The sequence below is a fragment of the Bifidobacterium hapali genome, assembly GCF_002259755.1.
GTDB lineage: Bacteria > Actinomycetota > Actinomycetes > Actinomycetales > Bifidobacteriaceae > Bifidobacterium > Bifidobacterium hapali.
Genome location: NZ_MWWY01000045.1, coordinates 52,676 through 61,696 on the forward strand (window position 1 = coordinate 52,676; position 9,021 = coordinate 61,696).

The 9,021-nt window shown below is 50.3% G+C and carries 11 protein-coding genes and 5 tRNA genes; 7 read left to right on the forward strand and 9 right to left on the reverse strand.

Annotated features, from left to right (window positions below; translation table 11 throughout):
* Positions 1-206 precede the first annotated feature (206 nt).
* Together BHAP_RS10440 and BHAP_RS10445 are read left to right on the forward strand one after the other, a co-directional pair.
* Positions 207-1,073, forward strand: coding sequence for a winged helix-turn-helix domain-containing protein (locus tag BHAP_RS10440; protein ID WP_094730618.1), 867 nt, complete (start codon positions 207-209; stop codon positions 1,071-1,073).
* Positions 1,074-1,142: 69 nt separating this feature from the next.
* A complete protein-coding gene (locus BHAP_RS10445) occupies positions 1,143-1,694 on the forward strand; it encodes a DNA-deoxyinosine glycosylase (protein ID WP_244569399.1) in 552 nt (183 codons plus the stop codon).
* A 107-nt stretch (positions 1,695-1,801) separates the two neighbouring features.
* Here BHAP_RS10445 and BHAP_RS10450 read toward each other — a convergent pair whose 3' ends face one another.
* Positions 1,802-2,206 (reverse strand): pyridoxamine 5'-phosphate oxidase family protein, encoded by a 405-nt coding sequence (locus BHAP_RS10450; protein ID WP_094730620.1) that lies wholly within the window; start codon positions 2,204-2,206, stop codon positions 1,802-1,804.
* Positions 2,207-2,405: 199 nt separating this feature from the next.
* Here BHAP_RS10450 and BHAP_RS10455 point away from each other — a divergent pair, with 199 nt between their 5' ends.
* The gene (locus tag BHAP_RS10455; RefSeq protein ID WP_244569398.1) at positions 2,406-3,125 is read left to right on the forward strand and encodes a nitroreductase family protein; all 720 of its coding nucleotides are present in this window, start codon (positions 2,406-2,408) and stop codon (positions 3,123-3,125) included.
* A gap of 525 nt (positions 3,126-3,650) precedes the next feature.
* Here the strand turns inward: BHAP_RS10455 and BHAP_RS10460 are convergent.
* The 5 genes from BHAP_RS10460 to BHAP_RS10480 all read right to left on the reverse strand — a co-directional run bounded on the left by BHAP_RS10460 (position 3,651) and on the right by BHAP_RS10480 (position 4,137).
* Positions 3,651-3,723: transfer RNA gene (locus BHAP_RS10460), tRNA-Ala, on the reverse strand.
* A gap of 17 nt (positions 3,724-3,740) precedes the next feature.
* Positions 3,741-3,813: transfer RNA gene (locus BHAP_RS10465), tRNA-Val, on the reverse strand.
* A 38-nt stretch (positions 3,814-3,851) separates the two neighbouring features.
* Positions 3,852-3,923: transfer RNA gene (locus BHAP_RS10470), tRNA-Val, on the reverse strand.
* 41 nt (positions 3,924-3,964) lie between these two features.
* Positions 3,965-4,035: transfer RNA gene (locus tag BHAP_RS10475), tRNA-Cys, on the reverse strand.
* Positions 4,036-4,064: 29 nt separating this feature from the next.
* Positions 4,065-4,137, reverse strand: a tRNA-Gly gene (locus BHAP_RS10480).
* A 184-nt stretch (positions 4,138-4,321) separates the two neighbouring features.
* Here BHAP_RS10480 and BHAP_RS10485 point away from each other — a divergent pair.
* The gene (locus BHAP_RS10485; RefSeq protein WP_169713219.1) at positions 4,322-5,152 is read left to right on the forward strand and encodes a PAC2 family protein; all 831 of its coding nucleotides are present in this window, start codon (positions 4,322-4,324) and stop codon (positions 5,150-5,152) included.
* 57 nt (positions 5,153-5,209) lie between these two features.
* Here BHAP_RS10485 and uppP read toward each other — a convergent pair whose 3' ends face one another.
* The gene (gene uppP, locus BHAP_RS10490; RefSeq protein ID WP_094730623.1) at positions 5,210-6,091 is read right to left on the reverse strand and encodes an undecaprenyl-diphosphatase UppP; all 882 of its coding nucleotides are present in this window, start codon (positions 6,089-6,091) and stop codon (positions 5,210-5,212) included.
* A gap of 167 nt (positions 6,092-6,258) precedes the next feature.
* Between uppP and BHAP_RS10495 the strand changes: the two genes are divergently transcribed.
* Both BHAP_RS10495 and BHAP_RS10500 read left to right on the forward strand, forming a co-directional pair.
* Complete coding sequence (locus tag BHAP_RS10495) at positions 6,259-7,050, forward strand: fructosamine kinase family protein (protein ID WP_094730624.1); 792 nt, start codon at positions 6,259-6,261, stop codon at positions 7,048-7,050.
* 470 nt (positions 7,051-7,520) lie between these two features.
* Entirely contained in the window at positions 7,521-8,018 is a 498-nt protein-coding gene (locus BHAP_RS10500; protein WP_094730625.1) for a hypothetical protein, read from the forward strand.
* Positions 8,019-8,027: 9 nt separating this feature from the next.
* Here BHAP_RS10500 and BHAP_RS12195 read toward each other — a convergent pair whose 3' ends face one another.
* Positions 8,028-8,171: a C39 family peptidase gene (locus tag BHAP_RS12195; protein ID WP_143248794.1), complete on the reverse strand. Its 144-nt coding sequence runs from the start codon at positions 8,169-8,171 to the stop codon at positions 8,028-8,030.
* 274 nt (positions 8,172-8,445) lie between these two features.
* Positions 8,446-8,637, reverse strand: coding sequence for a response regulator transcription factor (locus BHAP_RS11680; RefSeq protein ID WP_158216475.1), 192 nt, complete (start codon positions 8,635-8,637; stop codon positions 8,446-8,448).
* 127 nt (positions 8,638-8,764) lie between these two features.
* Here BHAP_RS11680 and BHAP_RS10515 point away from each other — a divergent pair.
* Positions 8,765-9,021, forward strand: a 257-nt coding sequence (locus BHAP_RS10515; protein ID WP_211279732.1) for a transposase, incomplete at its 3' end; no start/stop codon positions are given.

Consider the following 9,021-nt stretch of genomic DNA (forward strand, 5'->3'; position numbering starts at 1 on the left):
TCCTTTCCTGCTGTGTGAGCTTATCTCACTGTCATGTCAGTCGTCAGTCGATCATTCGGCTGTCATCACGCCATCGATTGCGTATCGTCGATTGTGTATCTGTTCACATCATATCGGTCACAGGTCCCGGCGTTAAGGCGTAGGGAGACTCATGGTGGGACTATAGTGCACAGTAAACGGCATATCTTGTGACACGGGAGGCGGTAATGAATTTACTCTTCGTGACTGGTAGCGCAGCGTTGGCCGCAGCCGTCTCGCACACGTTGGAATCTGCTGGTAATCATGTGGATATCGCTATGAACATCGATGAGTTAACGCGATTCATATCTGGAAATGGCGATAATGGCAGTACTGACATCAATGCTGATACCAACACTGATACCGCTGATTCTGGTCATGCTGACTCTGATCATACTGACTCGCATAACAGCGAATATGACGCCGTGCTCATCGATGATCTCACTGCCCAACCAATGATGGATATGCTGGCTCAGTATTTGTCTGCAAGTCAATCCTCACCCCAGTCCTCGTCCCAGACAGCATCGTCAGTATCGTCAACATCGTCGTCATCGTCCGAAGCTGCCGCCAACCACGTCCGACCGCGTGTCGCTTTGCTCACTACACCGTCTTTATCTGCAACAACGAATAATCCCACTTCGGATATCGTTCCCGACGTTACGATTGTCAAACCGTTCGGTGACGCCGAACTACTTTCGTATGTTGCGCTGTTACGCTGCGATGAACAGCATGGGCGAGCTGCACAGTCAGTCAATCCTGACTTGCTGATCCACGGTGATCTCACGCTGGATACGCGTACTCAGCGCGCGTACTATCGCGGCGCAAACCGTCCTGTTGCGCTTTCTCCGCGAGAATATTCTGCATTGGAAGCACTGATTCGTGCTGACGGTGAATTCTTAAGCTTCGACGATCTGTCACGTCTCGTATTCGGCGAGGGTGCTGGATTTGCTGACCGTCACAGTGTGATGGACACGACGATGTATTCGTTGACACGCAAACTGCGTCGACTCGGCTTCTTTATTACTCAGCATGGTCACCAATATCGGATTCGATAACTGTGGTGACGGATGACAGAACATAACCATACAGAACATAACCATACAGAACATAACCATACAGAACATATAGAACGCGTAGAACAGCATGTAGAGCACGGCTTCGGCCCAGTATGGGATGCGACATCGCGAGTGCTCGTGCTCGGTTCGATGCCAAGTCCGAAGTCGCGTGAAGCTGGGTTTTACTATATGCATCGTCAGAACCGATTTTGGCCAGTCATGACTGCATTGTTTGCTGATCTTGATAACCACGATGATGTGCCCGGTGACACGCCGGATACGCGCCGTGCGTTCGCGCTACGTCATCATATAGCACTATGGGATGTGATCTCCTCATGTGATATCACCGGAGCAAGTGACGCGACTATTCGTCATGCCGTTGCTAATGACATCACTCCGATTCTGCGCGGTTCGCAAGTCACTCACGTATTCACCACTGGCGCAAAAGCAGGTCAGCTGTATCGTCGTCTTATTGCACCGAATCTTGATGCACAACAACTTGATACGAAAATGACTCAACTGCCTTCTACCAGTCCAGCCAATGCTGCTGCGCGATTGCCTGATCTCATTGCCATATACCGTGACGCATTTCGCCAGGCTGGCATTGTGGTTAACGATTAGTTTGTCTTCCTAAAAGTGCGAACGGCTCCCCTAGGGGGAGCCGTTACGCGTATTCGAGCGAGCTGAAGCTCAGAGGTTCAAAAGCTCAGATAAGTCCGAAACTTGTCTCAGTCTTTTTCGATGGTCTTACCAGCGGTTGCGCCAGAAGACAGATCCTGAATCTCAGTGATCTCAAGCACCGGAATCGCAGCAGGCTTCTTCGTGCCCTTCTCCTCAGCAACCTTGACCTGCTCGTCGTAGATCGCATCGTCGGTGTGCAGCGTCACATTGCCGCGGAAACGGTAGCCCTTCTTCTCAGCGAGGTTAGCAACAGCAATAACCAGAGCAGAACCATCCTTGAGGTTCTGGTAATGCTGGCCAGCAGTGCGCTCATGATAAGCGAGGTGGTTGTCATCGAGCACAAACATCGACATCTTCGGGCCCAGATCAAGATTACCGTTCTTGTCAATAGTGGTAATCCATGCGAGGTTATTCTCGATGAATGTCTTCATCTCAGCAGTGAGTGTTGCCATAATTGCATCCTTTCACGATATGGTTCGCATAATGAACCTATGATCAGATTACGCCAGAGTATGCATCTTGTGCAGCGTTCACTAACTATTTGTCTGTGAGCAATCTCACGCGTTCGACACCGCCGGCATGCCAATACGTGTGTCTGGTCGCTAGGATGGTGTCGGCAGACACGGCATATACGTAGATACGTAAAGGAGCATGATGAACATCATCGAGGCCATGAGCGCACGCCATGCAGTACGCGATTACACCGATCAGCCAATTGATGAGGACACAGTACATGCGTTGCGTATCGCAATCGAACAAGCGAATACGCACAGTGGTCTCAATATTCAGTTGATTCATGATGATGAAGATGCGTTCGGCGGATGCCCAACGCATTACGGTCGGTTTCGCAATGTGCGCTATTGCATCGCACTGATTGGTTCTGATCATGGTGCCCCGAGCATACTCGACGAGCGAATTGGTTATTACGGTGAACAACTCGCGTTAGATGCGGTGCAACTTGGGCTAGATACAGGCTGGGTGGTACTTCATGAAACGACAGCACATCATGGCAAGTGGCAGATTCATGACGGTGAACGAATGCCTGCGGCGATCGCAATTGGACATGGGGCTCGTGCAGGACGGCCTCATCGCAGTAAGCCGATTGAAGAGCTTGGTTTGATTGAGACTGCGAACGATGTTCTTGAGCCGGCACATGTAGGTCACGCGCCGCAATGGTTTATTCAGGCGTTGGAGGCAGTTCAGCTGGCACCGAGTGCACTCGGCAAACAGCCGTATCGGTTTACGCTGCTTGCTGATGGCCGTTCTGTGCACGCTGAGGCACTGGATGATGTGCAGTCCGAGATTGGGCTGGGTATCGCAAAGTTACATTTCGAGCTGGGTGCTGGCGATACTGATATCGTTTGGGCGTAATGCTCTTGTTGAAGTGACTGCTGGGGTGACTGCCGGGTGGTGATTGCCGGGTGACTGCCGGGGTGGTAACTACTGGGGTAATGTCGTGAAGAAAACAGGTGACTATTACGCGATTATGTGATATTCCGGCGGTGAGTGGTGAGTTTTCCGCCGAAATATCACACTTAAACATGGTTTTCTGTGATATTTCGGCGGATACCCACATGTTCTCCGCCATAATGTCACATTACGCATCTCATGAACGTAACTTGAGCTCAGTAAACCACCACAGCACTCCCGCGTGGCAGAAAACGCTCGCTTAGGCAGTGCTCAGCGAGCGTTTTCTGCCACGCACCAGTAGCAGTGGCGGTTTTTGCTCGCTCAGACCACCGTAAGCGAGCGTTTTCTGCCACGCGGGAACGGGGGCACGCGGATAAGGCCCGCTTTGACCCTTGGCCCTTTTGCCCTCTTACCCTCTTAAGTCCCGACACCGCGTGCGCTACCAACACAAAAAACCGGTCACACGGACCGGCTCTTAATCTCAAGTGGAGCTAAGGGGATTCGAACCCCTGACCCTCTCCATGCCATGGAGATGCGCTACCAGCTGCGCTATAGCCCCGAAGCACATAATATGCGTGGGTGATGTAGGAATCGAACCTACGACCCCTTCCGTGTGAAGGAAGTGCGCTAGCCGCTGCGCCAATCACCCAAATATTGAATTGTGAACGTCGATACAATCAACGATCGTGGGCGATACAAGATTCGAACTTGTGACCCCTTCCGTGTCAGGGAAGTGCGCTACCTCTGCGCCAACCGCCCGGGTCATGATACAACCAGCCAGATTAATCTGGCCGACTGAGAGGTGGGTACGAGAGTCGAACTCGTCTATACGGCTTTGCAGGCCGCTGCCTAACCGCTTGGCTAACCCACCGCAAAGGTCGTCAACTCATCGGACCTTAGAGCGGACAACGGGACTCGAACCCGCGGTCTCAACCTTGGCAAGGTTGCGCTTTACCAACTAAGCTATGTCCGCATGTGATCACAACAACTTATCGCTGCCTGAGCACGAGTGATAACTATACTGACATCCATGTAGTTTGCCAAACTCGGCGTGTCGCCCAGTCAGTTGTATCCCATCTCCAATCTAATCACTCAAGCGGTACGCCACTGGCATAAGGTATCGTTACCCATTTGCAGCACAGGTTACATTAGGAATTATGAAGAGCCAAGCAAGAACGGGTTCGGTGATGATCGCCGCATTCGAGGGATGGAATGATGCTTGTCAGGCGGCGAGCGACACGATACGTCACTTAGTTGCCCGATATGACAGCAAAGAGATCCGTCATATCCGATGCGACGGGTATTACGATTATCAAACAACCCGTCCTCTCGTGTGCCATGCAACCGGTAGACGCCGTATTATCTGGCCACAAACCACGTTTTACGATCTTGAGATTGCACCCGGCCAACATGTGTATGCACAGATCGCGCCTGAGCCAAATTATCGTTGGAGAGATTACTGCAACGAATCACTACGTATTGCGGACGAGCTTGATGTCACTCATGTCATCACGTTAGGGTCCATGTTTGCCGACTGCCCACACACCCGTGAACTGCCGCTCGACGTGGAATATAACGGTGACGAAACGGGCGATCCAGACCAACGATATAGCGGCCCGGTCGGTATTCCCACCATTCTCGATGCAATCGCACACGAAGAAGGATTCGACACCACTTCCATGTGGGTCTCAATCCCCCAGTATCTCGGCAGTGATGGATGCGCTCAAGCGACTATGCGACTATTGAATGGCCTGTCTCACCTACTTGACATGCCACTTGATCTTGGCGATTTGCCATGTAAAGCAGAAAAGTGGAAAGCACAAGCTACCATGCTGGTGCGTTGCAATGACGATCTAGCAACGTACGTACAACATCTTGAGCATGAGCATGATATGAATGAAAAAGCCCGCCAAGAGGCATCTCTTGGCGGACCAGCATGCGAGCAACTTGTCAAGGAAGCCGAAGCATTCCTTAAAGGGCTAGAGTGAGGTTTGCGGCTCCCCTAGTCAAGGAGAGCCGCAATTGCAAACTTATTCATTAGAACGCTAGGCAGCAGCAGAAATAGCCTCAAACGGCACAAGTGCACCGGTGAGTAGCAGAATAGCCACCACCACTGCAAGGCCGATACGGTAGATTGCGAACGCCTTGTATGAGAAGGTGGACACAAACTTCAAGAATCCAATAATGACGATATAGCCAACAAAGAAGCTGACAATTGCTGCCACAATCGTCGGACCCCAACCGGGGAACATCGCATCGGTCTTGTAATCCTTTACTGCCTTGATAGCCTCCAGTAGGCCAGAGCCAACCACTGCAGGAATAGCCATAAGGAAGCTCAGTCGCACGGCTGCCTCACGAGTGTATCCGAGTGCACGGCCAACAGTGATCGTGCCGCCCGAACGTGACACGCCAGGAATCAGAGCCAGAGACTGACCGAGACCGAACAGGAACGCATCACGATTAGTCATATCGTCCATCGTCTTGATCTGCCGCGCACGCGCATCCACGATCCACAGCAATACACCAAACAGGAACAGCACAGTCACCGTAATCCACAAGTTACGTAACGTTGTTTCAATAATGTTCTGCAAGGTAAAGCCGAGAATCACGATTGGAATAGAACCAACGATCACATTCCAACCGAGCGTTGCCCACTTGTCGCCACGGCCCATGCGTGACTTCCAATCCTTACCGTTACGTCCAAACAGGCATGCGAACCAGTGGCTGAGAATATTAATAATGTCACGGCGGAAGTACAGGATGACGGCGAGCTCAGTGCCAATCTGAATAATAGCTGTGAACGCAGCGCCCGGGTCCGCACCGAGCATGAGATCACCGATAATGCGAATGTGCGCACTTGACGACACCGGCAGGTACTCGGTCAGTGCCTGCACCAATCCCAGAATGATTGCCTGAAAGAAATTCATGGTTCCTCGTATATCCAATCTATGGTTGTTTATACCTTGCCCTAGCGTACACACCCGTCTCTAAGAATGCGCACAGCGTCCGTAATGTCGCGCGGAATGCCCACAATCATCATGGAAGTATCAGCGCGGTTGCCTATCGTCTGATCGCGCACGATAAAGGAGGACGCATGTCCAAATACCGTAAGTCGCGCATGTGGGCGCCAGAAGGATTTTTTGAGTGTGAAGGCCGTGGACTCGAATGGCTTGGCGAAGCACAATCAGCAGGTGGCCCTCGTGTCGTGGACGTGTACGAATGGGGTCGTGATTATCTCGATATTGAACGAGTAAACGCTTGCTCTCCGACCGCAAAAGCAGCACATGATTTCGGCGCAGCATTGGCACGCATGCATGACACTGGCGCTGAGTATTTCGGCTCCGCACCGGCTGGATACACGGGCACGTGCTACTTTGGACCGCTGCAAGACCCGGTACCGATGGCGACTGGTACGTGGCAAGACCCGGCCACGTATTATGCCGAAGGTCGATTGCTGCCAATGGTTGAGTTGGGTATTGCGCGTGGTGAACTCACTGCGGATGATCGTGCACTGACACAGCGTGTGATTGATGCGTTACCTGATTTGCTTGGACGTGCGGCTGTGGACAAGCCGGCGCGTGTACACGGTGACTTGTGGAGCGGCAATGTAATGTGGACCGCTGATTCAGGCGCGTGCGAGGCAGTGTTGATTGACCCGGCTGCTCACGGTGGACATCGTGAGGAAGATCTGGCGATGCTGCACTTGTTTGGCATGAGCTACTTGAGTGAGATTATGGACGGGTACCAGTCGGTACATCCGCTTAAGGCCGGATGGCAAGAACGGTTGACATTGTGGCAACTGTATCCGATCGCCGGTCACTGCGTGTTCTTCGGCGGCGGTTACGTAAGCGAATACCGTTCCATGTGCCGATCACTACTGCGGTAGTTAATTATACACTCAGGTTTGTAATGCGTATTTAGCTGTTACCTTCACCCGGTCAACGCCTCGTCTCAATATAACATACACGCATAGCCTGTAACCTTTTTCAATGCAACACCTACAAATAACAGAGATGTTCGTAGGTGTTGCACGATAATGGCAGACGAGCCAATGTAAAGATAATTGATCACTCCTTCATAATGAGTACAATAAGCCGTCATGGCATCTTCCTGAAAGAAGAATATAAGATTCCTGTCCAATCGTATGAGGAAAGTTATATTTTCCCCAGCTTATACAAGCTGTAAAATATGCACTACGAGGTTATTTACAATCAAATAAAAATCTCGTCTATTAGCAATAATATGTAATTTCATCGAGGTAGATGAAGGAAGTTTGGAAAGGATTCTCTGTAATGAATAGAAATACAATATCCCATCGCCCACTATATAAATCCAAGGAATAGATGAGATGATATTATGAAATCAATAACAACCAATGGCAAACTGACTGCATTTACATTAACCATATTGGCCATTATCATGCTTAGCATTATTTTTCTTCCTATACCATCAAAGATGAAGACAGAGAAACAAGCATATCGAATAGACGCTTCATCCGGAGAATGTGACTCATATCGCATATCGATTGATCTAAACATCCATCGATATCTCATTAGACAAGATACCGTACGAGGGAAGATACGTGTATCTAGTTCTTGTGGCAGTACTGTTAATAAAGCTGTACTCGATATTAGTTTCTCAGATACGATTTTATATCGTCTGCCCAGCGACAATGAACAAACAGTATCGTATATTGTCGCGTCGTATTACGATGCACAATTCAATCAATTTAATATTGCAAGTCTCGATTGGAATGACGAGTACCTTGTGCTAAGCATCGACAAACATGGAGAATATGCCGCTCCAGCCAACTCACTACACGACGCAGAAGTAATTTGGAATCAATTCAATTAATAAAAACTTTCACTTTCTCGGCCAATGCGTGTTCAATTGAAAGCGGGCCAATGTAGTTTGAGCCACGTCAATGCCCTTATACGCAAGAAACATCTGTAGCGATGCTGGTACGCACCAGTAATTTGTTTCTTGCACTCGTTTCCGTGCTATCACTTATCTGCTGTCTGAGAGGAAATACTCTGAATCTGGTCCGTTTCTTGATTCAATCCCAGTCGTTGTATAACAGCATGAAACCGCAAACCGTTACGACTACCACCGCCATAATGGCAAGACATACGATTAACCACTGTCTTTGTTCTCGCTTCATCGCGAACCATCTTTCGGTTTATTCAATGCTATCAGCCGGAACATACGCCACACATTTTTCCCTCTTAACGTTTGCCAGCTAGTGCTGCCATCTTTATTGGTGATACAACAAGAAAAGTTACTACAGTAGATGCTCACGAACACAGATGCGGATGGCTTCGGCGCGACTGTGCACGCCCATCTTTTTGTAGGCGTTGTTCATATGCGTTTTGACTGTACCTTCACTCATGTGCATAACGTGAGCCGTGGCGACAGTGGTACGACCTTTGAGATACTCGCGCAACACATTGATTTCTGTATCGGTCAGCATCATGCGGATAAGGCCCGAAATTTTGCGCACTTTGGCTTGGGCTTGAGATGAAAGGGCATGGCTCGTGTCCTGTGTACGATTTTCTGTCGCCAAACAAAACAAATCGCGATTGGAAAGAGGGCACGAAGCCATGTCACAGCAGATTCTACAGGTCGACCAGGCCATGTTGGAGACCACCCTGGACCGGATGGTCCGTAGAAGCGTCGAGGAGACGTTGAACGCAATGCTCGACGCCGAGGCCGACGAGATCACGGGCGCCGCCCGTTACGAGCGCAGCGGGGATCGCAAGGCGTACCGGGCCGGCCATTACAAGCGTGATCTGACCGTCAAGGCCGGGAAAATGAGCCTGAAGGTACCGAAACTGAAGGGCGCGGTGTTCGAGTCGGC